This is a genomic window from Desulforegulaceae bacterium (assembly GCA_034006035.1).
Classification (GTDB): Bacteria; Desulfobacterota; Desulfobacteria; order Desulfobacterales; family JACKCP01; genus JACKCP01.
Genome location: JAVETN010000002.1, coordinates 168,979 through 193,163, shown reverse-complemented (window position 1 = coordinate 193,163; position 24,185 = coordinate 168,979). Strand labels below are relative to the sequence as shown.

Sequence of the window (24,185 nt, the reverse complement as noted above, 5' to 3'; positions counted from 1 at the left end):
AATCTTAAACTGGTTTATAAATTCAAGTTTGTGAATCCAATTGCTTAAAATTATATTGTTTTTAGGGCTCGTTCCCAAGCTCCAGCTTGGGAATGTAATTGACTGATATAATTGTGGTTTTGTTTGAGTGAAAGACTTCTGGTCAGGAGCTTGGGAACAAGTAAAATATCTGATATAAATAAGTTTAAATGAATCAACTAATTCAGGAAAAATTATGCAGGAAAAATTTATAAAAATTATTTCAAATGGAATCAAAAACGGCTCTTCAGATATTCATATAACAGGGGGCCATAGGGTGGTTTTTAGAAAAAACGGTGAAATTTATTTTACCGATGAACAAGGATTTACCAGTGAAGAATTAGATATACTTGTAAAACAAATCCTTAGTCCAAGTGAACTTAAAATTTTAAAAAGAAGATATTCTGTAGATCTTGCAAAAAGTTTTTTTCATATAAGAGTAAGAATTAATATTTTTGTAACAACAAGAGGGTTAAGTATTGCAATGCGTCTTCTTCCCGGAGCAATACCTGATTTTGAAGCCCTTAATCTTCACCCCTGTTTCAAGGAAATTTGTCTGGAGACTTCAGGTCTTATTTTAATCTGCGGTGCAACAGGGAGCGGGAAAACCACAACAATGGCTGCCATGCTCAATCATATAAATCAAAACAGAAGAGCCCATGTTATAACTTTGGAAGATCCTGTTGAATACAGGTTTTCTTCAAAAAATTCTTTTTTTGAGCAAAGGGAGCTTGGAGCCCACCTAACTTCTTTTGATCAGGGACTTTTAGATGTTTTAAGGGAAGCCCCTGATGTGATAATGGTTGGTGAGCTTAGGGAACCTGAAACCATAAGACTTACATTAAATGCAGCAGAATCAGGCCACCTTGTAATCGCATCCCTTCATGCAGCAAATTCTGAAGATGCTCTTTACAGAATTTGTAATTCCTTTCCATCTGAAGCCCAGGACATTGTAAGAACTCAGCTATCATCTGTTTTATCTTTTCTTGTTGTTCAAAAGCTTGAATTTAATGAAAAATCAGGTTTTTATTTGCCTGTTCTTTCCATTTTAAAAGGTACAAGAGCTGTAAAATCTGTAATAAGAGAAAATCGTTTTACACAAATTGAAGGAATGCTTCAAACATCAGCCAAAGACGGGATGTTTACCCAGGAAAGATATATTAGTGATTTTTTGAATAAAAAAACTGTTTTTAATTCCCCGGGCAATATATTTAAGCCTTCAAAAGAATCAACTAAAGAAAAGGAATACAGATCTTTTGTTATTGATTCAAATGAGGGTTTTGAAAGCCATGGTTTTAAAGAAACTTTGGAAAATAAATATCCAAAAATAAAGTTTGAAAATTCAGATAAGGTTCATCGTCCCTTAAAAAAAGCAAGGGATGAAGATTTAAAAACTTATCATCTTCAGGAAGATGCTTCTTTTGAAGATATTATTGCCTCTTTTAAGTCTGAGGATGAAAAATGATAATGTCAGTCCATAATTTTTTTATTTTGAATTTAGGTTCCCTCCGACTCGTTCCCAAGTTCCTGTTTAAAAATGTAAGTATCTGAAATAACAGAGTTTATTTGTATAGATTCATAAGGCGAGCTAATTATTGGCAAGCTCTTTTATCTGAGACGTGGGTTCCCAAGCAAGAGCTTTGGGAACCAGTCAAAGTTACTTCTTACGGTGTCGTTTCTGGTCCTAGTGGAAAGGTTTTCGTTTTTTTAGCTGCATCTACATCTTCAAACCATGCAGGGGTAAGACTAGGAGAACTTGCCTCCTTTACAATTGTAACGGTAACTTTGCCAGTAGTTGGAGCATATTCGTAGGTTGCATCAAAGTCTCCTAATTTAATAGGAATTTCTACAGGTGTAGCGTTAGCAGCTGCTTTTCTCCAAGCAGCATCATAGATACCAGCAGGTTCAAAGCCATTAGAAAGAATAAATTTAGCGTAAGTCATGGTAGCATTGGAAACACCAGCTGCAAGAGCTGCTTCTACTGCTTTTTCTCTGGCTTCAGTCTGCAAATCAACAAACTTAGGCACAGCAACAGCAGCCAGAATACCAAGAATCACAAGTGTTGCAATAATTTCAATAAGGGTAAATCCACCCTGATTGTTAATAAAATTTCTTTTGTTTTCCATTAATTCTCCTTAAATATAATAATGATTAATAAATGTTTTTAATTACTAATTAACTATTAGTATCTTAAATCTAGCATTTTCTATGCCAAATCAATTGGGTTTGTTTAATCTCTTAATTCAACCCTTATAAACCCTTTTAAATCAACCATCTTAAAAAAGGATCTACAAAAAATGTAGATCCTTCATCAAAATCTGTTAGGTTTTAAACTCTTCCACATCAATGGAAAATTTCTTAATTCTGTTCCAAAGGCTTCTTTGTGTTATTCCAAGTTCAATTGCAGCTTTCGATTGAATACCCAAATTGTTTTCCAGAGCTTTTTCAATAATTGAAATTTCAATTTGAGAAAGGGTTTGATCTAAGTTTTGATTTTCTTTTGTATTAGAATCAAAATTTTTTCCAAGTTCAATGGATTTTATTCCTCCAATTTCAGAAGGAAGATTTTCTGGAGATATTTCTTTTTTACCTGAATAAATTCCGGCCCTTTCAATAATATTTTTAAGCTCCCTTATGTTTCCTGGCCAATCATAGTTTTTTAAAAGTTCAAGGGCAGATTTTGAAATTGAAGGAGAATCTGTGTGGTTTTTAATAAAATAATTGGTTAAATCTTTTATATCTTCTTTTCTCTGTCTTAAAGGAGGAAGATTTATCATAATTACTGAAAGCCTGTAAAACAGGTCTTCTCTTAATTTTTTTTCTTTTATAAGGGTTTCAGGGCTTATATTTGCCGCTGCAATCACCCTTACATTGATTTTTATTGTTTTTTCTGTTCCAAGGGGATTGATTTCCTGATTTTCCAATACTCTTAAAAGCTTTGCCTGAACATCAAGGGGCATATCTCCTATTTCATCAAGGAAAATTGTTCCATTGTTTGCCAGAAAAAATTTTCCTTTTTTATTTGAATCTGCTCCTGTAAAAGCACCTTTAGAGTATCCAAAAAGCTCTGATTCCACAAGATTTTCAGGAATGGCAGAGCAGTTTATTTTTATAAGGGGATTATTTTTTCTTTTGCTGTTTGAAACAATAGCATCGCAGACAAGCTCTTTTCCTGTTCCGCTTTCACCTGTTATTAAAACTGAAGCATTGGTTGGAGCCGCCTGAAGGGCTTTTTTAAGCTCGGATTTCATAATATTGGAATTTGTTATTATATCCGGAAAATATTTGAGCTTTTCATCTGATTCCAAAATCTTTTCAAGATAAACAAAAGTTTTTTTTATTTCTTTAAGCTGATCTTTTTCATAGTTTTTTTTGATTTTATCTTTTTTATCATTTGTATTTATCTGGAATTTTTGAGCCAGTTTTTCAGCAGGTTCAAGTAAAAGTTTTAAAATATAAAAACTAAATCCTCCTGAAAAAAACCCAAAGATTATCCCTGTTAAATAAAGATAAGCACAGTCTTTAGGAAAAAACGAACCAATGATCACACTTAAAAAACCCAAAAGTCCTGAAATAAGGGGAATTAAAAAATAAAGATTTAAATTGATTTTCAAATTTATATAGGGCTTCATTTAATTTACCATTTTTGTAAGATCCCACATTGGAAGAAAAATTGCCAAAGCAAAAAATCCCACCACCCCTGCAAGGGCAAGGGTTAAAAAAGGGCCCAAAGCATCTGAAAGCTGTTTTGTTGTATATTCAACTTCAGAATCATAATGACTGGAAATTTCAGCCAGCATTTTATCAAGCTCACCTGATTCTTCACCAATGGAAATCATATTAATAACCATGGGAGGAAAATATTTGGCAGATTTCAAGGGGGTGGAAATTCCCCTGCCTTTTTTAAGTTCTTCGCTTATTTTATTAAATTGTTTTGTAATTGCGGCATTTCCAATTGTATTTCCCAAAATATCAAAGGCTTCAAGCACAGGAACCCCGCTTGTCTGGAGAATTGAAAATATACTGGCAAATCTTGACATTGATGCTTTTACTATAAGTTCGCCAATTATGGGAATTTGAAGGAGAAAACCGTCTTTAATTAAAAGTCCCTTTGGGGTTTTTAAAAATTTTTTCAAAATAAAAAGAAAAACTGCTCCAAAAATTAAAATATAAACCCAATACCCTGAAATAAAACTATAAAGAGTAAGACAAATTTTTGTGGGAAGGGGAAGATCTATTCCTGCACTTTTAAAAATTGTTACAAATTTAGGAATAACAAACATAAGAAGAACAAAAAAAGCAACTCCAAGAAAACAAAGCACAATTATGGGATAATTCATGGCTGATTTTACATCGGATTTTACTTTTTCTTCATGCTCTATTATATAAATCAGTCTTTCAAGAATATTTATAATTGACCCTGAAGATTCACCTGCCTTTAGCATGCTGCAATATAGTTCTGAAAAAATATGGTCATGATTTTTAAAAGCTTTATAAATGCTTATTCCTTCTTTTAAATCACTCCCTATGGTTATTATTGCTTTTTTTAGTTTTAAATTTTCAGTCTGATTTTCCAGGGTGTCAAAAATCTGGATAATTGGAACTCCTGCTGAAAGCATGGTTTTAAGCTGTTTGGTAAATAAAATTAAATCCCTTGATTTTACAGGGGTAAAATAAAGATTTATTTTTTCAAAGGGGTTTTCTTTTTGATCAATTCCTCCTTTTTTAACTTCAACAGGAATATAACCTTTTGCTGCAATTGCTTCTTTTGCTTTTTCAATTGAATCTGCTTCAATTTCTCCTGAAATCAGGTTTCCGTTTTCAGTAAGTCCTTTGTAGGAATATTTGGCCATTTTAGTTCATTACTCCAGAAGCTGCTTCTTCAATTGTTGTAAGGCCCTGGGCGGCTTTTTGGGCTGCGTCTTTTTTAAGGGTTCTTAATTTCCCTTTGGCTATTGAATCCAGTGAAATCTGTCTTGAAGTTTTTCCACTTAAAATCATTTCCTGAACTTCATCATCAATTTCAAGGATTTCATAAATTCCCATTCTTCCTTTGTAACCTGTATTAAAGCAATAACTGCATCCTTTTCCTTTTTTAAATTCATTCAAATCAGATGGTTGCAAGTCCATAAATTCCAAAGCTTTTTGTGGAGGAGAATAGGGTTCTGCACAATAGGGACAGATTTTTCTAATAAGCCTTTGGGCAATGGAAACAACCATTACTGAAGAAACAAGAAAAGGTTCAATTCCCATGTCTATAAATCTTGTAATTGCTCCTGCTGAGTCGTTTGTATGAACAGTTGAAAAAACAAGATGGCCTGTAAGGGCTGCCTGGGTTGCAACTCCTGCTGTTTCACTGTCTCTTATTTCTCCCACCATGATTACGTCAGGGTCCTGGCGGAGAATGGATTTAAGTCCGTTGGCGAATGTCATTCCGGCTTTTCTATTTAGCTGGGCCTGTCTTATTTTTTCCATTCTGTATTCTACAGGATCTTCAAGGGTTATTATATTTATATCCGGTTTGTTTATTTCATTTAAAAGTGCAAATAAGGTCGTGCTTTTACCGCTGCCTGTTGGGCCTGTGGCAAGAATCATTCCGTAAGGTCTTTTTACTGCTCTTAAAAGTTTTTCTTTATCTTTTTTATAAAGTCCCATCTGATCCAGGGTTAAAATCCCGGTTGAGGTATTAAGAAGCCTCATTACAAGATTTTCCCCATAAATTGTTGGAATTGTGGAAACCCTTATATTTATTTCTTTATTATTTATTTGTACTGAAAATCTTCCGTCCTGGGGAATTCTTGAAATAGAAATATCTAAATGGGCAAGAATTTTAAGTCTTGAAATAATTGATAAAAACATTGATTTTGGAGGGCCCGGCACTTCCTGGAGTTTGCCGTCAATTCTAAATCTTACCTGAACATAGGTTCTTTCCGGGCTTATATGAACATCACTTGCCCCTTGTTTGATTGCCTGGGATAAAAGAGCATTTACAAGCCTTATTACAGGAGCTTCTTCGGCCATATTCTGAAGTGATGAGATTTCTGTATCTTCTGAATAACTTCCTTGATCCGGCTCATCTTTAAAATCCATTTCTTCAGCTGCAGCTCTTCCTTCTTCAATCAGCTCATTTTCAACATCGGAACCGTAAATTATACTGAAAAGATGGTTGAACTCCTGTTCTGTGCAGATTACAGGTTCAACTTCCATATTGGTTTCAACTTCAATGGAATCCACAATTCTAATATCAAGGGGATCTGTCATTGCAACCTGAAGAAGGTTGAATTTTTTGTTTAAGGGAGCTGATAGATATTTTCTTGCTGAATTTTTATCAATATATTTTGAAAGATAAGAACTCACAGGGTAATTGTCTGGGTTGTATTTTTTTATCCCTGCTTGTTTTGATATCATGTCAACAATCCTGGCTTCACTTACAACTCCTTCTTTTATAAGGAATTCTCCAAGTTTAAGCCCTGATTTTTTTTGAACATTTATATGTTTTAGTAAATCTTCTTCTGTAAGATGCCCGGAGTCTACAAGCATTTCTCCAAGTCTTTTTCTTCTATTCTGAGTCATAGCCATTTTATGCCTTTGCCTAGTTTGAAATTTCTGAATACTGATTATGGGATTTCAGAATATGGGGAGTTATGAAAATTAAAATTTCTTCATAACCATTGTTTTTTTCAGAACCTTTAAAAAGATATCCAAGAAGGGGAATATCCTTTAAAAAAGGAACTCCATAACTGCTTTTGTTTTGAGTCTCTTTGTTAAGACCGCCTATAACTGTAGTTTCCCCATCAAAAAGAATCATTTCTGTTTCAGCACTTTTGGTTATCACTGTAGGGTTTCCCTGTGAAATATTGGCTTTTGACCAGTCTAATTCATCTTTATTTGTTTTGATTTTAACTTTTAAGGTTTTATCGTCAATTATATGGGGAACCACTTCAAGTTTAAGCACTGCTTTTTTCCATTCAGTACTTACTTCCCCGTCTTCAACTGTCTGGTATGGAACATCGCTTCCGCTTTCAATAATTGCAGTTGAATTATTTAGGGTTGAAATTGAAGGTCTTGAAAGAATATTTAATCTTCCTTCATTTTCAAGGGCTGTAAGCTGGGCTGAAATAAGGCTTACCCCGAGATCTTCATAAATATAGCCAAGGGAAAAACCCTTTTCTGCAACATCAACTCCAAAGTTTGCTCCCCAGCCTCCTTCTGGATTTACAGGAGTGTCCAAAGAATGGGAAGAAGGATCTATAGTTCCGGTTGTTATATAATGATTGTTTTTTCCTTTTCCAACTCCACCCCATTGGATTCCAAGTTCACGGGCTGTATCTTTACTTGTTTCAACAATCTGGGCTTCTATTAAAATTTGTTTTACAGGTTTGTCTGTTTTTTTAAGAAGGTCTTCACATTGGGCTATATCCTGAGCAGAAGCATGGACAATAATGGCGTTGTTTCTTTTATCTATTGCCACGGCTTTTTGAATTGAATCTGCCTGGGAATTGGTTTTGCTTATAAAAGGCCTTATAAGTTCAGCAGAAGTTTCAGGGTCTGAGTATTTGAGAAAAAATACTTTTGTAATAATTTCCTGTTGTTTAAGGCTTTTTCTTTTTTGTTTTTGATCTATAAATTGATTTTCAATTTCAAAATCCCTTTTCATGTCTTCAAGGGTTTTGATTCTGATTGTATTTCCAATAATATTGTAGGTGAGTCCATGACTTCTTAAAATACTGGCAAAGATTTCTTTCCAGGGAGTGTTTTCTGCATGAATATCAGCCTGTCCGCTTATATTTTGACTCAGGATTATATTTTTACCAGCACCTTTTGCAAGAGCTCTTAAAAGAGTGGCAACCTCAACATTTCTCATTTTGATTGTCATTAAGCTGTCAGGTAGTTCATCCATTCCTGAAAGAGCGTCTAAGTCAACTCCGCCCGGAATAAATTGAGGTTTTACCTGGACAACTTCCTTGTCTCCAGGTTTTTGAAAAATAGTTTCTTCAGTTATTTCCTCTGACAAAGGATCAGGAGGGGAATATCCCCTTGAAATTTCTGCTTTTGCTTTCCACTCTTTAAAAAAATTGTCTTTGCCCACTTCAGTTTCTTTTGATGAACATGAAGAAAATGCAAAAATAAAAATAAGAACTAAACCAAGAAGTTTTAAAGCTGTTTTTGTATTTATCATTTATTTTAACCCTGATTTTGTTTCTTCGTTGAATATTTCTACGCTGGTTAAGCCGTCGCTTAAAATAACACTTGAAGGTGAAATTTCTTTTAATTTATATTTACTGCCTTCTATTTGTTCATTTTTTAAATAATCCAGATTGTTTATCACAGCTATTTCAAGCTCGTTTATTTTAATATATCCAAGATATTTGTAGGAAGTAAGTTCTGGAATTACTCCTTCTCCTTTATTTCCAGCCTTTGTCGTGCCTTTTGTATTCATTGATTCCAGTTCCTTAAAATTTATAAAAGGGTCTTTATCAAGGCTTTGGTTGCCTTTTGAAATTATCAGCTTTTCCTTTGCACTTAAATCAGCAGAAGAAACTTGGGCTGAAATATTGGCGGTAAGAGTGGAAATATCCTGGTCAATTTCTGCCCTTGATTTTAGTGTTCCAGGGGATTTGGAGTCTTTGTTCCAAATATAGGTTGAACCAATTTCAAAAATTCCCCACAAAAGAGCTATCCCTGCAAAAATAAGAATAATTTTTTCTCTTGCACTCATAGTTGTTTATCCATGTTTAGCCAAAGTTTTATTAAATAAGTTTTTGTTTTTTCAGAGCTGATTTCGATTGACTCTAAATAAGTAATTTTCTTTTCAGCTTCAAAGGCAGAAAGAAGATTTGGGAAATCAAGAAAATCCCCTTCAAGCTCCAGGTTGAGCAGGAGTTTGTTTTTGTTGTTTTTTGAAGAATTAATATCAGGAGAACATGAAATCATCTTCATCTTTGATTTTGAGGCAATTTCTTTGAAAGAGTCTGGCAGTTTTAGAAGATTGTTGTGGTTTAAAAAACTTTCAAACCCTGTGCTTTCAATTTCTTTTATTTGTTTTTCAATTTCCTTGTTTTTAATCAAAAGCTGGGTGTAAGAAGGATTTAACACCTCTTGTCTTTTTATTTTTGAATCAAGGGCATTTATTTCTTTATTAAGAGAAGAAGATTGTTTTTTAGCAGGGTAAACAACTAGGATTATAAAAATAATAATTAAGCCAAATCCTGAAATGGCGTAACTTATACTTTCGGCTTTTCTTTTTTGTACTTTTGTTCTTTTTGTCATAAAAAACCTAAATTTTGATTAAAGCTGAAAAAGCTATTATTGTTTTGTCATCAAGGGTTAACTTATTTTGTGATTCTAGAGAAACATGGGTAAAAAGGCCTGATGATCTTAAATCCTGGATATAATTTGCAAGTATTGAATTAAGAGAAAATTCTTCTCCAAAAACATAACCTGAAAAAAATATTTCTTCTTTTTTATCATCTAAATCTAAATTAAGTTTTAAATCCTTAATTTTTATATTTTCACAGGTAAAATCTGAAAATTCTTTTAAGAGAACCCGGGGTTCCATTTTTTTGGCTTTTTCTTTTAAGAAACCCTTGTTTTTACGGGTTTCTAAGGCTTTTTCACTAAGCATTGAAGAATTTATTTTTGGCTGATATTTTGAAAGCTGATTTTCAAGATTTTGTTTTTTTTGCTTTAGATTGCTTATTTGATTTTTCTGGACAAAATAAAACCCTGTACAAAAAATTATTGTTAAAAAAACACCTGCAAAAACAGCTCTGTTTGCAAGAGTTATTGTTTTTGAAGCTTTTTGATGTCTTTGGGTGAATAAAATATTGGGAGTGTTTTTATTTGAGCAATAAATTGAGCCAAGTGCTGTGAGAAAGTCATTGTTTTTAAAAATTTCATTTTTATGGCTGGCTGCTACAGATTCATTGATAATATCAAGTGAAGAAAAAACATTTGTTTCTGTGTACCGGGCAATCATTTCAGTAAGAGGGGGATAATCTGCAAGTACTCCGTTGACTATCACTGCTTCAATATTATCTGAGTGAATCTGGTTGTTATAATAGTTTACAGTTCTTTCTACCTGCCTGGCTATTCTTTCAATGGTGCTTTCTATGTTTTTATCTATTTCATTGTTTTCTTCATTATCTTTTTTGCTTTTTATATGTTCTAAAATAATTTCAGTAAGTTCTTCAGGTGTTTTTGATTTGATTTCTTCATTATTATTTTCCAAAGCATTGAGGATAAGAGATTCAGCAAGGCTCATTATTCCGGTTTTTGTCTGCCTTACAAGCTTTATATATCCTTTGGTAAATATGTAAATTTCAAGTGAATCATTTCTGGGATTAATAAAACATATATTTTTGGGACCCTGTCTTAATTTTTCATTTTCAACTATAGCTCTAACTGCAAATGGAATAGAAGTAATTCCAACTACATTGAAGCCTGATTTTTCAAATAGAGATTTTATGGAGTAAACAGTTGATTTTTTGGCAATATAAGCACAGGTACCTTCTTTTGTTACCCCTTTTTCGGTTATGGTTTCTGTTTTTTTAAAATCAAGGAAATAATTTTTTATATCAAAATCTATTTCTTTTTTAAGGGTCCAGTATACTGCGTTTTCAGCTTCCTTTTCATTGGTTTTAGGGACTTTGATATATCTTGTTTCCATTTGGTCATAGGGTAAAATCACCCATACCCTTGATGAAATCTCCCTTGGAATTGTTTTTAAGCACTTAGATACAAAACTACCAAAATTTTCAGATAAAAATGAAATGTTGTCAGGGTAGTAAAATTGTTTTATCCGACCCAGAGTTTTAACTTTACTTTGAGTGTAATCGGGAATTGCAAAGGTGAGGCTTTCTTTGGATATTATTATACCTAAATGGAGTTTTGAATTGAACTTTTTTTTAAGATTTATCTTTTTTTTATGGCAGAGAAAAAGTTTTGCTTTATTCCCATTACACTACCCCGATAATTTTTTAAATTAAGTTTAATTTTTATGCCTTTATTGGCATTATGTCAAGTTTCAACCAGTTTGGTTTAACAAGTCTTTTTAAGCGGCTAAGCCAGTCTTGATTTGGACTTAAGCTAATAAAACTTCTTGGATGAAGTTTGAAAAATAACTTTTGGAATTTAAAAGAAACAATGTTTTCTTGGCCCGGGTTGATTATTAAATGTTCATTAGAGTTTTTCCAGGGCTTTAGGAAGTTAAAAACACCAGAATGATGTCTTGAAACACCATTCTGATTTGAGGTTAGGAAAATAATAAAATCTGAATTAAAAGTAGATTTAAAAAGTAATTATTTCATAACCTTCTTCAATATATGAGGTCATTGAAGGATGGCCGCTCATATCTCCTTTAAGGGGAAGATTTTGTTCTTTTGCAGAATCTAGCCCGCCAAGTTTATATGCACATGCCTTGCAAACAGCATCAACTATATTTTTGGATTTAACTTTTTCCCATAAATCAGGTATTGGCTTGTCTAAAGAATCAAGTTTGGGAATAAGTCCTGCTGAAGCTCCTTCTATGACAAGTTTGATATCATATCCTTTTTCTTTCATATCAAGGCTGTTTAAAAGTACATGAACAAAACACATGGGATCTCCGTTGAATACAAAAAAAGCTATTTTTTTCAAAATTTATCTCCTTGTAAAAAAAAGCCGGCAATAGCCGGCTTTTTAGTGAATCAAATTAAGTTATTCCATTAAGAATCTAGTTTTTCAAGCATGTCGGCGATTTTATATCCAAGTTCCCGACATTTTTCAAGGTCTGACTCATCTGGAACATATTGAACTTTAACACCGGGATCAGCAAGCTCATATCCGGCCTCTTCAATATATTTATTTAAAATTCCCACAGCTTCTCCACTCCATCCGTAAGAACCAAAAGCTGCTCCGATTTTGTTTTTCGGCTTAAGCCCTTTCATATAGGTAAGTATGTCTGAAAGAGCTGGGAAAATATTGTTGTTTAAAGTTGGCGATCCTATAACCACTGCTCCGCAGTCCATCACTTCTGTGATTATATCGCTTCTATGGCATCTTCTTGTATTCATACATACAACTGAGATGTTTTTTTCAGATATTGCATTTGCAATTTCATCAGCCATTCTTCTTGTGCTTTCCCACATTGTATCATAGATAAGCACTGCTTTTTTACCAGGTTTCTGCTCAGCCCATTCCTTGTATTTGTTTATAATTTTTCCAGGGTCTTTTCTAAACATCACCCCGTGGTCAGGGCAAATAAAATCTATTTCAAGATTCATTTCCTCAACATCTTTAACAAGTTTTTTTACAAGAGCAGAAAAAGGAAGGAGGATGTTTGCATAATATTTTTTTGCATGACCAAGCATTTCCTCTTCAGTCAGCTGATCGTCAAATGCTGCAGGGCCTGCATAATGCTGACCAAAAGCATCACTTGAAAAAAGTACCTTATCTTCCTTTGCATAGGTGAACATGCTGTCGGGCCAGTGAAGCATTTTTGTTTCAAGAAAAGAAAGGGTTTTGGTTCCTGTGTTTATTTCTTCTCCTGATTTTACCACCTGAAAATTAAACCTGTCCTTGCCAAAATGAGCCTCAATATTGTTTTTTCCGGCTTTTGAGCAATAAATAGGCTTGTCTATACCTATATGATGCATGATGTGAGGGAGTGCCCCTGTATGATCCATTTCAGAATGGTTGCTTATAACCATGTCAATTTTTGTGGGATCAATTATTTTTTTAATATTTTCCAGAAGCTGGGTTGTAAAAGGTTTTTTCACTGTATCAATGAGAACAACTTTTTCATCTATAATAAGAAATGCATTGTAGGTTGTTCCCTGATAAGTGGAATACCCGTGAAAATCTCTGATATCCCAGTCTCTTACTCCAACATTGTAAATACCTTTGCAAACTTTAGTCATATCCATTGTGACAAATTACTCCTTTTCAAATTCTTCTTTGCCTACTCCGCATACAGGGCAGGTCCAGTCGTCCGGGAGATCTTTAAAATCAACTCCAGGTTTAATTCCGCCTTCTGAGTCACCTTCTTTGGGATCATAGGTATAACCGCAAGTTGTGCATTTATATTTATCCATTAAGTTTTATCCTTTGGGTTAGTTTAAAGTAGGGTTTATACTTTTTCAAAATACTCTTTTTCAGCTCCGCAAAGTGGGCAAACCCAGGTATCCGGGATATCTTTAAAAGCAGTTCCGGGCTCAACCCCGTTATCAATATCTCCTTCTTTTGGATCATAAACATAACCGCATGGGCATTCGTACTTAGACATAATAATCTCCTTTGTTGTTTATAATTAAATTTGTTCTGTTTAAAAAAATTACTAATTTAAATTTAAAAAAATTCAGGATTTACTACCCGCATAAGGCAAAAGCTGAGGCAATTGTCCTTATGTGAGACTTTTCCTCCTGGGCAATTAAAAGAAAAGTTTCTTTTGCTGATTTTTCTTTTTCTGCCATTACTTTGTACAAATCATAGGCCATAACTTCCATCAATACAAGAAATTCAAGAAGGCCTATACATAGATTGGTTTCCACTGATTCTATTTTTTTTAAGGCTTGATCTGTTGAAATTCCTGACTCCATAAGATCTCCTTTAAGGGATGCAAAATATGAATCAAATTCTTCCATTGGCTTCCCAAGTCTTTTAAAAAGGATTTTTCCATGGGCGATTTCTGCTTTTTTAAGCCTGTTGATTAAGTCTATATATGGAAGATTTTTATATTTTTCAGAAATGGAATTGTAAAGATTAAATGCTCCTTTTTCAAGCTCCATTGCCCTTATTAAAAGATCTTCAATTTTTGTTTTCCCTTTGAAAACATCGAATTTAGGTATTTCTTCCAGCTGAACACCATCCCAGCCAAGAATTCCGGATTTGAGATTATACACAACCTGGGTTTCCTTGGAGTTTTCCGAATCAAGGAAAATTCTTGCTGCAGCAAAAGATCTTGCCCCTGATCTGCAGTAAAAAACAACCTCTTTTGATTGGGGAACAAGGGAAGGGTTTTTTTCAAGTTCTGAAAGCTTTATCCAGGCTGCACCCGGAATATGGCTTTCATTGTATTCAAAATCTTCCCTTACATCAACAAGGGCAAAATCCTTTTCTTTTTTTTCTGCAATAAACTTTCTCAGTTCATCGGACTGGATATCAGAGATAGTTTTTGGAGCCATTATTCCTCTGCTCCTTTGATATCTTTTTTGTCCGGGTGGTATTTTAAAAGACACTCATGGCATTCAAGTTCAATATTTGGAACATCTCCGTATTTTTCCTTAAGATCCTTTTCACTTAGATGAGCTATGTTGGAGCATCCACACTGAGGACATGATGTTTGGATTTTACGTTTTTTTCCCATTTGACTGCCTCCTGGTTTTTAGTTTATTAACATTGACCTGGGTCTGCCTGACATTTTTTTTCAGACTGTTTTACTTTTAACCTTATTTTTTTTCTATATTCTGCTTGTTTTATCCGTCTTTTTTCATCTTCTGTTACAGGAAGAACCTGGGGAACTTCAACAGGTTTGCCTTGGTCGTTTACGGCAACAAAAGTTAAATATGCTGAGGCTACATGCCTTACTTCTCCGGTTAAAAGATCTTCTGCCTCAACTCTTACTCCTATTTCCATTGATGACTTCCAGGCTTTGTTTATTGATGCTTTGATTGAAACAAGATTTCCTATAAAAACCATATTATGAAAGTCGATCCTGTCTATTGAAGCTGTAACTGCGAGCTTTCTTGCGTGTTTTATAGCAACAGCTCCAGCTGCATTGTCTATTTCTTTCATTACCACTCCACCGTGAACTATTCCACCTGGATTGGCGTGTTCAGGCTGCATTAAGTGGCAGATGATAACTTTGGAAGGATTTACTTTTTTTGGTTCCATTTAGATTCCCTATTATTTTCAAGTTGTGATTGTCTTATTAAAATCAGCATTCAATTTGCTTATGTCAATAGCTAAGCAAATTAAATGCCAAGGTTTTTTTCTCTGATTCAAGCTAAAGTCTTTTTAGGTAAAACTATATAAACACTCCATAAAATTAAGATCTTGTATGCTTTGACAAATTGTTTCCAATGGTTATTTTTTTAAAAATAATAAATTAAATTTTGATGCTGATTTTGGATTTGATACAAAATTGTCTCAAATCTTGATACAGTTTTGATTGTGTTTATTTCAATTTTTCCCCTGACAATTGAAACCAGAAGATAGGCTGCAATGGCTGCAAAAAGAAGTTTACTTCCAGGGGATAGTTTTTTAACTTCTCATAATAAAAATGTCGGTTGGACAAGATCCAAAACTTTTGTAATTATAAAGAACAATATCATTTTTATAAAATTATTAAAATTTGTTTTTTTAAGGAAAAGCCTTTATGGGTAAGAACTGTGTTTTTCAATGTGACATCTGCGGAAATCTGGTTTCAGTTTTAAGGCCGGGAAAGGGAAAGTTGGAGTGTTGCGGTGAAAAAATGTTCTGGTTAAAACCAAAATCAGGAGATCCTGCCTCGGAAAAGCATCTCCCTTTTATAAAAGAAACAGACTCAGGTTTTGAGGCAAAAACAGGTAAGCACCCCCATCCCATGGTCAAGTCTCACTATATTGGCTTTCTTCAGGCAGTAGATGAGAAAAATGAATTGAGGCATTTTTTTAGACCAGGAGAAAATCCAAAATTAAAGTTTGCGAAAACAAGTGATAAGATGAAGGTAAGTTCTTATTGTCTTATTCACGGTGTTTATGAATCCAAGGTTTAAATTTCTTGCAAAATCTTGAATTTACTTCTTATAATCAGAATTAAAAACTTTTTTGGTTCAGGCTAAAATCAAATAAAAAATCAGTCTTTTTAGTTTTTAGAAAAATAAATTTGCTAAAGTCATTTAAATAAAATATCGGAGAAAAAATGAAAAAATATTTTTTATTTTCAATTGTTTTTATCCTTTTTGGAGTTTCTTCTGCTTTTTCAATGGATCCTTGCAATTTGCCCAAATACGGCTCAATGGTAAAAAAACTTTCTTTAAAAGAAGCTATAGAAACAGCCCTTAAAAACAACCCCGATGTTCAAAAAGCCCTTTATGACACAAAATCTTATATAGCAGAATATGATAATGCTGTTTCCGGATTTATGCCTGAAATTTCAGCATATGTGGAATATCTCCATGGAGATTCTCCTTCTTCTTATCTTTTCAAGGCAATAGATCAAAGAAAGCTTCCTTTAGATGCAAATTTTAACGATCCTGGAAGTTTTGATAATTTTGAAACCGGAATTTCTGCCAAAATGAGACTTTTCAATGGAAACAGAACATTTAATTCTAAAAAAATGGCCAAAGAAGGTGTTGTTGCAGGGGAATTAATGGAAAATGAAATTAAAAATTCTCTTATATATTTGGTTATTTCAGTTTGGTACGATATTTTAAATGCTAATGATATGGTTAAAATAGCCAATGAATCAGCAACAGCCATTGAAGAGCAGGTAAGAATAGCAGGAATTAAATTCAAAGGGGGAAGTGTACTTGAATCGGATCTTTTATCACTTAGGGCAAGATTTCTTGCAGCTAAAGAAAATCTTATGGAAGCAGAAAACAGATGCAGGATTATAAGAGCCCGGCTTGCAATGATTTTAGGGCTTGACCCTTCGGCTGAAATAGATGCTTTAAAAGATGATTTTGAAATTAAAAACCTGCCTTTATCATATGAAAACCTTGTTCAAAAGGCCATAATCAACAGTCCTTACCTCAAGGCTGTAAAAAAGCAGACTGAAATTGCAAACTATCAATATAAAATAGAAAAAGGGGGATATCTTCCCACCCTTGATTTACAGGCAGATTATTATCACGATGACCCTGATTTTAAATTTTCAAAGGAAAGACAAAATTACAGGGTAGGGGTGGTGATGGGAGTAAAGCTTTTTAGTGGATTTTCCACTTCGTCAAAAATAAAAAAAGCTGATGCACTTATGAAAAAAGCATTGGAAAATGAAAGAAAAGTTCTTCTTGATATAAAAATGCAGGCAAGAAAAGCATGGTTTGATTTTGAGCTTGCCAAAGAAAGACAAAAAGTTGCCAAACTTCAGAAAAAAGATGCCCAGGCTTCTTTTGAACTTGTTAAAAGACAATATGAAGGTGGTTCTGTAAGTATTACAAGATATCTTGAGGCAGAACTTGCCAGAAATTCTGCAAGCACAGCAGAAAGAAAAGCATTTTACAGGATAAAAAAAATTGAAGCCAAATTAGCTGAGACAGGGGGGAATTTGTTCTCTCTTTTTGAGCTTTAAAAAATATAAAATTTTAATTCAAATAAAAGCTTCAATTTTGCAATTATTATACAAATTATGGAGATAAAAATGAGAAAAACAATATACATTCTGGCTTTTGCTATTTTTTTAGTTGGCTGCGGTTCAGATAAAATTAAGGGCGACGAAGAAGTTCAAAGCTCTTCTAAAGTTTTAAATCCTCCGTCTGAAACTGTATTGGCAAGTATTGTTGAATTGACTGAAAAATATGAGGCTGTTGGAACAATAAGACCTAAAACAGAATCACGAATAGACTCCCAGATTCAGGCCCAGGTTTTAAAAATTAATTATAGGGCAGGAGACAGGGTTAAAAAGGGCGATGTTATAGCTCTTTTAGACAATAGAAGTCTTGGTGCTAAGCTTAGCCAGGCAAAGTCAAATTTAAAATCTGCATATTCTTCAAAAAGTCAGGCAAATCAGGAAGTGGTTTCTGCAAAAGCAAATTTTGATCAGGCTAAATCCGATTATCAAAGAGTAAAAAAATATTATGATTCAAAGGCAGCCACTAAAAGAGAATATGAAAAGGCAAGGTCAGCCTATCTTCAGTCAAAGGCGGCTTATGCAAGGGCAAAGGATGCTTTTGAATCCTCAGATTCTTTTATAAGTGCAGCATCACAACAGGTAAAAGAAGCTGAAGTAGCTTTTGATTATACAAAAATTATTGCCCGTGAAGACGGGGAGATTTTGAAAAAAATGGTTGATGAAGGAGACCTTGCCCTTCCTGGAAAACCTCTTTTTATTATTCAAACCTCAGGTGCTCTTGTGGCGGAGGTTTATGTAAGGGAAGGTCTTGTTTCTTCACTTGAAAAAGGGAATAAGGCTGAAATTTTTGTTGAGTCTGCAAAAAAAAAATTAAGCGGAATTATTGAAGAAATAGTTCCCTATGCTGATCCTGAAACCCGTACTTTTTTGGTTAAAGCTTCAATTGGAGATGTAAAAGGGCTTTATCCGGGAATGTATGCCAAGCTTCTTATTCCTGTAAATAAAAGAAAGGCTGTGGTTATCCCTGCAAATTCAGTTATTGAGGTGGGTCAGCTTAAAATGGTCAATGTTTTTGAAAATGGAAAATTTATGAGGGTTTATGTAAAAACAGGTGCCCATACTGAAAAAGGTGTAGAAATTTTAGCGGGGATAAATGAAAACGACAAGGTTGGAATAAATTAAAAACTCAGCTTGGTTAAGTGCTTGATTTTTAAGTGAACAATCATGGAGATATTTTAAATGAACAATGATTTTCAGAACAATTCTTTTGGACCTTTGATGAAAACAGTAAAAGCTTTTTTATCAGCCAGGCTTTCAATAATTTTTCTTTTAACAGCCTTTATCCTTGGAATAAGTGCTGTAATTTTAACTCCCAAGGAAGAAGAACCCCAGATAATTGTACCAATGGCAGATATAATTGTCAGTGCACCAGGAGCAAGTGCAAAGGAAATTGAAAAGCTTGTGGCAACACCCCTTGAAAGACTTTTGTGGCAGACCAAAGGTGTTGAGTATGTATATTCAACTTCCCAAAAGGACATGGCACTTGTAACAGTGAGATTTTATGTTGGCGAGGACGAAACAAGGGCTCTTGTAAGACTTCATGATAAAATAATGATGAATAAAGACATGGTTCCTTCAATAGTTAAAAACTGGGTTGTAAAACCAGTTAGTATTGATGATGTTCCAATAGTAAATATTACTTTATATTCCAAAATTTATGATGACCATGCAATGGAAAGAATTGGTGAAGAAGTTTTATCAAGACTTTCAGAACTTGATAATATTTCAAAAGCTACAATCACAGGGGGAAGACCCGAAGAATTAAAGGTTGAAGTAAGCCCTGAAAAAATGAAAAGTTTAAATGTTTCCATCAATGAAATTGTAAATGCCCTCAAGGCTTCTGATTCTTCAGTTACAGCAGGCACTTTTTCAGAAAACAATAAAGTTTATAAGGTTGAAAGCAACTCATTTTTAAGTGATGCTGATGATGTAAAATCTCTTGTTGTGGGAGTAAAGGATGGAAGACCGGTTTATTTAAGGGATGTGGCAAAAATAAGCTGTTGTGCCAAAGAGGCAAAATCCTATTCAAGAATAGGTTTTTCATCTTATTTCAGGCAGGCAAAGGGAAATGAAAACTATCCTGAGTCTGCTTCAGCAGTTACCCTTGCAATTGCAAAGAAAAAAGGCACCAATGCTGTAAATGTTGCAAAAACTGTAATAAGTGAAGTTGAAAAGCTTAAAACTGAAATTATGCCTGAAGGTATTTTTATTGAAGTAACAAGAAATTACGGCGAGACTGCCAGCGAAAAAGTCAACTCTTTGTTAACTTCCCTTGGATTTGCAATTTTTTGTGTTGTTATTCTTCTTGCCTTTACCATAGGTAAAAAAGAAGCCATGATAGTTGCAATTGCTGTTCCTGTAAGTTTTTCTCTGGCACTTTTTTGTAACTATCTTTTTGGATATACAATAAACAGAGTTACTCTTTTTGCCCTTATTTTATCCCTTGGACTTGTAGTAGATGACCCAATTACCAATGTGGATAATATTCAAAGAAACCTGAGACTAAGGCCAGATGACCCTGAAAAAAGCACACTTTTTGGTGTGTCTGAGGTTTTAACTCCTGTTGTAATGTCAACTTTGGCTATTATTGTTTGTTTTATTCCTTTGTTTTTTATTACAGGAATGATGGGGCCTTATATGGCTCCCATGGCAATCAATGTTCCCCTTACAGTTACTTTTTCAACTTTGTGTGCAATTACCATAGTTCCTTTTATGTCTTATCAGCTTTTAAAAAATCGAAAGCCTTCTGAAAAGGATTCTTCAAGTGGAGTAAATCCTGTTGTTGATAGACTTTATAGAAAAGTAGTAGGTCCTTTTCTTGGAAGCAGAAAATTAAGATATGGTCTTTTGGCTGTGGTTGTTTTTTTTTTTATTGTTTCAATTTTACTTGCAGTTTTTCGTCTTGTACCTTTAAAACTCCTGCCTTTTGATAATAAAAATGAATTTCAGGTTATTGTTGATATGCCCGAAGGAACAACCCTTGAATATACAGACAGAGTTGTAAGGGTTATTGAAGATTATCTTTCAGAAGTTCCTGAAGTGAAAAATTATGTTTCTTTTTCAGGTGAGGGTTCACCCATGGATTTCAATGGAATGGTAAGGCATTATTATCTCAGACAGGGAGAAAATATGGCTGATATCAGGGTAAATCTTGTTGATAAAAGTAAAAGAAAAATGCAAAGCCATGGAATAGTTTTAAGAATAAGAAATGATATTGAAAAAATAGGCAAAAATTACAATGCCAATCTAAAGCTTGTTGAAGTTCCTCCCGGTCCGCCGGTTCTTGCAACTGTTGTTGCTGAAATTTACGGAGATCAGTCAAAGGATTATTCTGAGCTTATATTTGCAGGTAAAGAGCTTCAGGAAATAATGAAAAAGGAAAAAGGCATTGTTGAAGTTGATGATATGACCGAAGCCCCAAGAAAAAGGTTTGAGTTTGAAATTGATAAGGAAAAGGCAGCTTTGCACGGAGTAAATACCCCTAAGATTCTTTCAGCTTTAAAAACAGCTCTAAGCGGAGCAAAACCTGCTTATCTTCATATTGAAAATGAAAGGCAGCCATATCCTGTTAATGTTATTTTTCCCATTGAAAAAAGATCAAGTATATTTGAACTTCTTGAAATTCCAGTAAAAACTTCGTCCGGCAAAATGGTTTCTCTTGCTGAAATGGTAAATTTAAAAGAAGTTGATTCAGAGCAGCCCATTTACCACAAAAATCTTAAAAGAGTGGTTTATGTTACAGCGGAAATGGCAGGAAAAGCTCCGGCAGAAGCTGTTATTGATATAATGGGTAAAGATAATCATTTTGAAGATAAAAAAATTAAAATCCAGTGGGCAGGGGAAGGTGAATGGAAAATTACCCTTAGAGTATTCAGGGATATGGGAATTGCTTTTGCAGCCGCTCTTGTTGCAATTTACTTAATCCTTGTTGTTCAGTCCAATTCGTTTTTTATGCCCCTTATAATAATGATGGCTATTCCGCTTACTCTTCTTGGAATTATGCCGGGTTTCTTTTTATTGAATATAATTACCGGAGAAACAATTGGAGGTTTTTATAATCCTGTGTTTTTTACGGCTACAAGTATGATAGGAATGATTGCCCTTGGAGGAATTGTAATAAGAAACTCCCTTGTATTAATAGATTTTATCCAGGAGGCCCTAAATCAGGGCAAAGATTTTAAAGAGGCTGTTTTGGAAAGCGGAGCAATAAGATTCAGGCCAATAGTTCTTACAGCACTTACAACGGCAATTGGAGCCTGGCCAATTACCTTTGATCCTGTTTTTTCAGGACTTGCCTGGGCTTTGATTTTTGGAATTACAGCTTCAACTCTTTTTACCCTTATTATTATTCCTGTTACTTATTTTGCTGTTTTTAGGACAAAAGAGTCTTAAGCTTATGAAGAATAATTTTAGGTTGAGTTTTATCTTTTTCCAAACCAAATCCTTTTTCCCGTTGATATTTTGTATTGACAGTCTTTTAATCAGATTGCATACATGTACACAAATTTAAAATAGGCTAATTTTAATTTATGAAATGATTTAGCAGGAGGCAGGTTTTGGAAAAAACTTTATTTTGGGCAATAGCCGGAATTGTTCTTATAACATCATTGTTACTTGGTAAGTGGTTTTCCGAAGAAGCAAAAAAAATTAAAGACAAAGGAAAACCCATGTATTACGCTTATTTTACAACCCCTGGAATTATAGTTCTTCTTTGCTTTAGTGCGGTTATTATTTATTATTTCACTTTATGACTAATTTACAAAGAGGCAGAATGAAAATAACACATGATAAACAGGTTCCTTATGAAATATCAGGGCCTGACTCGGTAAGCACAGATATGCTCGATCCTGTTGATTATCTCTATAAAGGTAAAAGAGATATAGAAATTGTAATAAGTCACCCTGAGCACACTTCTGTATGCCCAATGACGGGACTTCCTGACAATGGTGAAATAATAGTCACCTATGTTCCAAATGATAAAATTATAGAGCTAAAGTCTTTAAAATTTTATTTTTTTCAGTTTAGGAATGTGGGGATTTTTTATGAGCATATTGTAAATAAAATTCTTGATGATCTTTTAAGTGTTGTAAATCCTAAAAGAATGGAAGTTAAGGGAGTTTTTACCCCAAGGGGGGGGATAACCTCTACTGTTGTTGCAAGATATCCCGAGCTTGAATAGGCTGTTTTAGTTTGTTGCTTGATTCAATTCAGTTTGGAATTAAATCAAAGCCCATGATAATGTTTTTTTAATCACAGATAAAATTCAGGAGCCTGGTTTTTTAGTGTTTTTTAATATGAGGGGGTAAATGGAAACCTATTCAATTCTTTTTGTAGATGACGAAGAAAGTATTCTTGAAATAGTAAAAGAATTTTTTCAGCTAAAAAACTACAGGGTTTTTACTGCAGGAAACGGCTTTGAAGCAATTTCTATTTTAGAAAAAGAAAGGATTGATTGCTGTTTTACTGATATAAATATGCCTGAAATGGACGGTCTTGATCTGGCTGAAGCAATACGAAAGATGGACAACACCATTCCTGTGGTAATAATGACGGGCTATCCTTCTATGGACAATACTCTTCATACTCTTAAAAACGGGGTTGTTGATTTTTTGATAAAACCAATAAACCTTAATCAGATGGAACTTTGTCTTATCAGGGTTTTAAGAGAAAGAGACCTTTTTATAAATAACATTCTTTTAAAAAAAGAAGTTGAAAATAAAAAAAGGCTTGAGGAACTCAATATTCAACTTTCAGGAAAGGTTGAAGAATTAATAAGACTTAACAGGATAATGACTGAATTTACAGGTGGATCTTCTTCAGAAGATGTTTTTAGAAAACTTCTTGATTTGGCTGTTGAAATTTCAGGAGGGGATTCCAGTGCTCTTTATATTGTCAATGATAATAGAAGGGATGATGATTTTTTTGTTTCAACGGAAAAAGGCAGTTGTCTGAAAAAATATAAGATTCCTTTTTCTTTGATAAATGAAACTGTAGAAGGCGGACTGCCTATGCTTATTTCAGATGGTTCCAGGAAAAAATCAATTCCTCCTCAAATTAAGTCTTTGATGCTGACTCCCCTTAAAATAAGAGAAAAAACCTTTGCAATAATTGCAACCTGTGTTTTTGATTCAGAATTAAAGTTTAGTGAAAAGGAACTTTTCTATATTTCCTTTATGTGTCAAAAGGCAGCTTATGCCATTGAAAATCTTGCCTTGTATGAGAATATATACGATAATCTTTTTTCTACTTTGTATGCTTTTGTAACAGCAATAGAGGTAAGGGATAATTACACCAGCCTTCACTCTAAAAGAGTTGCCGCTTTGGCAGTCATTCTTGGAAAAGAGCTTGGGTGCAGCGATGAGGAGTTTGATGTTTTACATTTTGCAGGCAGACTTCATGATATTGGTAAAATAGGTGTAAGAGACAAAGTACTTTTAAAAAACGGTAAGTTGACAGAAGAAGAATTTGAGGAAATAAAAAAACACCCTGTAATAGGAGCAAATATAGTTGGTAAGCTTGGATTGTGGAGCAGGGAAGAATCCATAATACGTTACCATCATGAAAGATACGATGGTAAAGGTTATCCTCAAGGTCTAAAAGGCGAAGCAATTCCATATCTTGCAAGGATCACAAGCATTGCTGATGCCTATGATGCCATGGCTTCGGATAGATCATACAGGGATAAACTGTCTGAAGCAGAAATTTTTGAAAATCTTGAAAAAGGTGCGGGAACTCAGTTTGATCCTAAAATGGTTAAGGTTTTTTTGAAAATTATAAAATATGGAATAAATCAGTTTAATTCTGATTTTGCTGATGATAATCAAGTTTTTGAGCAGAATCTTTTATAATAATTTAAT

General features: G+C 33.9%; 23 protein-coding genes. 8 read left to right on the top strand and 15 right to left on the bottom strand.

From position 1 onward, the window contains the following. Positions 1–214: 214 nt before the first annotated feature. A complete protein-coding gene (locus tag RBR53_02820) occupies positions 215–1,483 on the top strand; it encodes a PilT/PilU family type 4a pilus ATPase (protein MDY0131580.1) in 1,269 nt (422 codons plus the stop codon). Positions 1,484–1,682: 199 nt separating this feature from the next. Here the strand turns inward: RBR53_02820 and RBR53_02815 are convergent, their stop codons facing one another. The 15 genes from RBR53_02815 to RBR53_02745 all read right to left on the bottom strand — a co-directional run bounded on the left by RBR53_02815 (position 1,683) and on the right by RBR53_02745 (position 14,889). Then, positions 1,683–2,144 carry a prepilin-type N-terminal cleavage/methylation domain-containing protein gene (locus RBR53_02815; protein ID MDY0131579.1) on the bottom strand — a complete coding sequence of 154 codons (462 nt, stop codon included), beginning with the start codon at positions 2,142–2,144 and terminating at the stop codon, positions 1,683–1,685. Positions 2,145–2,339: 195 nt separating this feature from the next. After that, complete coding sequence (locus RBR53_02810; GenBank protein MDY0131578.1) at positions 2,340–3,650, bottom strand: sigma-54 dependent transcriptional regulator; 1,311 nt, start codon at positions 3,648–3,650, stop codon at positions 2,340–2,342. Continuing rightward, complete coding sequence (locus RBR53_02805; GenBank protein MDY0131577.1) at positions 3,651–4,871, bottom strand: type II secretion system F family protein; 1,221 nt, start codon at positions 4,869–4,871, stop codon at positions 3,651–3,653. 1 nt (position 4,872) lies between these two features. Next, a complete protein-coding gene (locus tag RBR53_02800; GenBank protein ID MDY0131576.1) occupies positions 4,873–6,597 on the bottom strand; it encodes an ATPase, T2SS/T4P/T4SS family in 1,725 nt (574 codons plus the stop codon). Between the two features lie 13 nt (positions 6,598–6,610). Beyond that, on the bottom strand, positions 6,611–8,197 hold the full coding sequence (gene pilQ / locus RBR53_02795) for a type IV pilus secretin PilQ (protein MDY0131575.1): 1,587 nt from the start codon (positions 8,195–8,197) through the stop codon (positions 6,611–6,613). After that, a complete protein-coding gene (locus RBR53_02790; protein MDY0131574.1) occupies positions 8,198–8,737 on the bottom strand; it encodes a hypothetical protein in 540 nt (179 codons plus the stop codon). It lies immediately after the preceding gene. Then, complete coding sequence (locus tag RBR53_02785; protein MDY0131573.1) at positions 8,734–9,288, bottom strand: hypothetical protein; 555 nt, start codon at positions 9,286–9,288, stop codon at positions 8,734–8,736. Before RBR53_02785 ends, RBR53_02790 begins: the two co-directional genes overlap by 4 nt. A gap of 7 nt (positions 9,289–9,295) precedes the next feature. Next, complete coding sequence (locus RBR53_02780; protein ID MDY0131572.1) at positions 9,296–10,708, bottom strand: hypothetical protein; 1,413 nt, start codon at positions 10,706–10,708, stop codon at positions 9,296–9,298. A 599-nt stretch (positions 10,709–11,307) separates the two neighbouring features. Then, complete coding sequence (locus tag RBR53_02775) at positions 11,308–11,655, bottom strand: DsrE family protein (protein MDY0131571.1); 348 nt, start codon at positions 11,653–11,655, stop codon at positions 11,308–11,310. Positions 11,656–11,723: 68 nt separating this feature from the next. Next, complete coding sequence (locus tag RBR53_02770) at positions 11,724–12,923, bottom strand: flavodoxin domain-containing protein (protein ID MDY0131570.1); 1,200 nt, start codon at positions 12,921–12,923, stop codon at positions 11,724–11,726. Between the two features lie 9 nt (positions 12,924–12,932). Beyond that, positions 12,933–13,091, bottom strand: coding sequence for a rubredoxin (locus RBR53_02765; protein MDY0131569.1), 159 nt, complete (start codon positions 13,089–13,091; stop codon positions 12,933–12,935). Positions 13,092–13,126: 35 nt separating this feature from the next. Continuing rightward, the gene (locus tag RBR53_02760) at positions 13,127–13,282 is read right to left on the bottom strand and encodes a rubredoxin (GenBank protein ID MDY0131568.1); all 156 of its coding nucleotides are present in this window, start codon (positions 13,280–13,282) and stop codon (positions 13,127–13,129) included. 82 nt (positions 13,283–13,364) lie between these two features. Beyond that, positions 13,365–14,180 carry a rhodanese-like domain-containing protein gene (locus tag RBR53_02755; GenBank protein ID MDY0131567.1) on the bottom strand — a complete coding sequence of 272 codons (816 nt, stop codon included), beginning with the start codon at positions 14,178–14,180 and terminating at the stop codon, positions 13,365–13,367. After that, positions 14,180–14,362, bottom strand: a complete 183-nt coding sequence (locus tag RBR53_02750; protein MDY0131566.1) for a hypothetical protein — start codon at positions 14,360–14,362, stop codon at positions 14,180–14,182. Before RBR53_02750 ends, RBR53_02755 begins: the two co-directional genes overlap by 1 nt. A gap of 26 nt (positions 14,363–14,388) precedes the next feature. Further along, complete coding sequence (locus RBR53_02745) at positions 14,389–14,889, bottom strand: acyl-CoA thioesterase (GenBank protein ID MDY0131565.1); 501 nt, start codon at positions 14,887–14,889, stop codon at positions 14,389–14,391. A gap of 484 nt (positions 14,890–15,373) precedes the next feature. Between RBR53_02745 and RBR53_02740 the strand changes: the two genes are divergently transcribed. The 7 genes from RBR53_02740 (at position 15,374) to RBR53_02710 (ending at position 24,176) form a co-directional block, all read left to right on the top strand. Then, complete coding sequence (locus RBR53_02740) at positions 15,374–15,751, top strand: desulfoferrodoxin family protein (protein ID MDY0131564.1); 378 nt, start codon at positions 15,374–15,376, stop codon at positions 15,749–15,751. Positions 15,752–15,897: 146 nt separating this feature from the next. Further along, complete coding sequence (locus RBR53_02735; GenBank protein ID MDY0131563.1) at positions 15,898–17,268, top strand: TolC family protein; 1,371 nt, start codon at positions 15,898–15,900, stop codon at positions 17,266–17,268. Between the two features lie 69 nt (positions 17,269–17,337). Beyond that, a complete protein-coding gene (locus RBR53_02730) occupies positions 17,338–18,450 on the top strand; it encodes an efflux RND transporter periplasmic adaptor subunit (GenBank protein MDY0131562.1) in 1,113 nt (370 codons plus the stop codon). 57 nt (positions 18,451–18,507) lie between these two features. Next, the gene (locus RBR53_02725) at positions 18,508–21,720 is read left to right on the top strand and encodes an efflux RND transporter permease subunit (protein ID MDY0131561.1); all 3,213 of its coding nucleotides are present in this window, start codon (positions 18,508–18,510) and stop codon (positions 21,718–21,720) included. 164 nt (positions 21,721–21,884) lie between these two features. Continuing rightward, positions 21,885–22,079 (top strand): hypothetical protein, encoded by a 195-nt coding sequence (locus tag RBR53_02720; GenBank protein MDY0131560.1) that lies wholly within the window; start codon positions 21,885–21,887, stop codon positions 22,077–22,079. A gap of 20 nt (positions 22,080–22,099) precedes the next feature. After that, positions 22,100–22,507: a preQ(1) synthase gene (queF, locus tag RBR53_02715; protein MDY0131559.1), complete on the top strand. Its 408-nt coding sequence runs from the start codon at positions 22,100–22,102 to the stop codon at positions 22,505–22,507. A 127-nt stretch (positions 22,508–22,634) separates the two neighbouring features. Further along, positions 22,635–24,176 (top strand): response regulator, encoded by a 1,542-nt coding sequence (locus tag RBR53_02710; protein ID MDY0131558.1) that lies wholly within the window; start codon positions 22,635–22,637, stop codon positions 24,174–24,176. Positions 24,177–24,185 lie beyond the last annotated feature (9 nt).

What these genes read in the sequence shown, in the direction of transcription:
- RBR53_02710 (MDY0131558.1), top strand. Translation starts at nt 22,635, where the DNA reads ATGGAAACCTATTCAATTCTTTTTGTAGATGACGAAGAAAGTATTCTT.
- pilQ (MDY0131575.1), bottom strand. Translation starts at nt 8,197, where the DNA reads ATGATAAATACAAAAACAGCTTTAAAACTTCTTGGTTTAGTTCTTATT.
- RBR53_02745 (MDY0131565.1), bottom strand. Translation starts at nt 14,889, where the DNA reads ATGGAACCAAAAAAAGTAAATCCTTCCAAAGTTATCATCTGCCACTTA.
- RBR53_02800 (MDY0131576.1), bottom strand. Translation starts at nt 6,597, where the DNA reads ATGGCTATGACTCAGAATAGAAGAAAAAGACTTGGAGAAATGCTTGTA.
- RBR53_02790 (MDY0131574.1), bottom strand. Translation starts at nt 8,737, where the DNA reads ATGAGTGCAAGAGAAAAAATTATTCTTATTTTTGCAGGGATAGCTCTT.
- queF (MDY0131559.1), top strand. Translation starts at nt 22,100, where the DNA reads ATGAAAATAACACATGATAAACAGGTTCCTTATGAAATATCAGGGCCT.
- RBR53_02755 (MDY0131567.1), bottom strand. Translation starts at nt 14,180, where the DNA reads ATGGCTCCAAAAACTATCTCTGATATCCAGTCCGATGAACTGAGAAAG.
- RBR53_02815 (MDY0131579.1), bottom strand. Translation starts at nt 2,144, where the DNA reads ATGGAAAACAAAAGAAATTTTATTAACAATCAGGGTGGATTTACCCTT.
- RBR53_02770 (MDY0131570.1), bottom strand. Translation starts at nt 12,923, where the DNA reads ATGGATATGACTAAAGTTTGCAAAGGTATTTACAATGTTGGAGTAAGA.
- RBR53_02810 (MDY0131578.1), bottom strand. Translation starts at nt 3,650, where the DNA reads ATGAAGCCCTATATAAATTTGAAAATCAATTTAAATCTTTATTTTTTA.
- RBR53_02725 (MDY0131561.1), top strand. Translation starts at nt 18,508, where the DNA reads ATGAACAATGATTTTCAGAACAATTCTTTTGGACCTTTGATGAAAACA.
- RBR53_02740 (MDY0131564.1), top strand. Translation starts at nt 15,374, where the DNA reads ATGGGTAAGAACTGTGTTTTTCAATGTGACATCTGCGGAAATCTGGTT.
- RBR53_02765 (MDY0131569.1), bottom strand. Translation starts at nt 13,091, where the DNA reads ATGGATAAATATAAATGCACAACTTGCGGTTATACCTATGATCCCAAA.
- RBR53_02730 (MDY0131562.1), top strand. Translation starts at nt 17,338, where the DNA reads ATGAGAAAAACAATATACATTCTGGCTTTTGCTATTTTTTTAGTTGGC.
- RBR53_02750 (MDY0131566.1), bottom strand. Translation starts at nt 14,362, where the DNA reads ATGGGAAAAAAACGTAAAATCCAAACATCATGTCCTCAGTGTGGATGC.
- RBR53_02735 (MDY0131563.1), top strand. Translation starts at nt 15,898, where the DNA reads ATGAAAAAATATTTTTTATTTTCAATTGTTTTTATCCTTTTTGGAGTT.
- RBR53_02805 (MDY0131577.1), bottom strand. Translation starts at nt 4,871, where the DNA reads ATGGCCAAATATTCCTACAAAGGACTTACTGAAAACGGAAACCTGATT.
- RBR53_02785 (MDY0131573.1), bottom strand. Translation starts at nt 9,288, where the DNA reads ATGACAAAAAGAACAAAAGTACAAAAAAGAAAAGCCGAAAGTATAAGT.
- RBR53_02820 (MDY0131580.1), top strand. Translation starts at nt 215, where the DNA reads ATGCAGGAAAAATTTATAAAAATTATTTCAAATGGAATCAAAAACGGC.
- RBR53_02760 (MDY0131568.1), bottom strand. Translation starts at nt 13,282, where the DNA reads ATGTCTAAGTACGAATGCCCATGCGGTTATGTTTATGATCCAAAAGAA.